Below are 763 nucleotides of genomic sequence, written 5' to 3' on the forward strand. Positions count from 1 at the left end.
CCGTCCGGCCCGTGTCCGGCGCGCCCGAGAACCGGGACGTTCGTCCCTGTGACCGGCCGCCGGGCGCTGGGTAACGTCCATCACGTCACCGCCGAGCCGAGGGAACGATCTGCCATGACCGATCAAGACCAAGAGAACGCACGGACCATCAGGGTCTTCTTGATGGACGATCACGAAGTGGTCAGGCGCGGCGTGGCGGCGCTGCTGTCCGCCGAGGACGACATCGAGGTCGTCGGCGAGGCCGGCACCGCGGCCGAGGCGCTGGCGAGAATCCCCGCCGCCCGGCCCGACGTCGCCGTCCTGGACGTCCGGCTGCCAGACGGCGACGGCGTGACCGTCTGCCGCGAGATCCGCTCCCAGATGCCGGAGCTGGCCTGCCTGATGCTCACCTCGTTCGATGACGAGGACGCCCTGTTCGAGGCCGTCATGGCAGGGGCCTCGGGCTACGTCCTCAAGCAGATCCACGGCTCGGATCTGGTCGGCGCCGTCCGCACCGTCGCCACCGGCCAGTCCCTGCTGGACCCGCGCAGCACCGCCCGCATGCTCGAACGCATCCGCACCCGCCAGGAGAAGAAGGACCCGCTCCAGGGCCTGACCGAACAGGAACGCCACATCCTGGAACTGATCGGCGAGGGCCTGACCAACCGGCAGATCGGCGAACGGCTGTTCCTGGCCGAGAAGACCGTCAAGAACTACATCTCCAACATCTTCGCCAAACTCGGCATGAGCCGCCGCACCCAGGCCGCCGCGCTCGCCGCACAGC

1 protein-coding gene is annotated in these 763 nt (G+C 69.2%); it reads left to right on the forward strand.

All coding sequences use genetic code 11. The annotated features are described in order from the left end of the window. Positions 1 to 114 precede the first annotated feature (114 nt). On the forward strand, positions 115 to 763 hold a 649-nt coding region (locus tag ETD83_RS42095; protein ID WP_138650805.1), incomplete at its 3' end, for a response regulator transcription factor.

This window comes from Actinomadura soli, from assembly GCF_005889715.1.
Classification (GTDB): domain Bacteria; phylum Actinomycetota; class Actinomycetes; order Streptosporangiales; family Streptosporangiaceae; genus Spirillospora; species Spirillospora soli.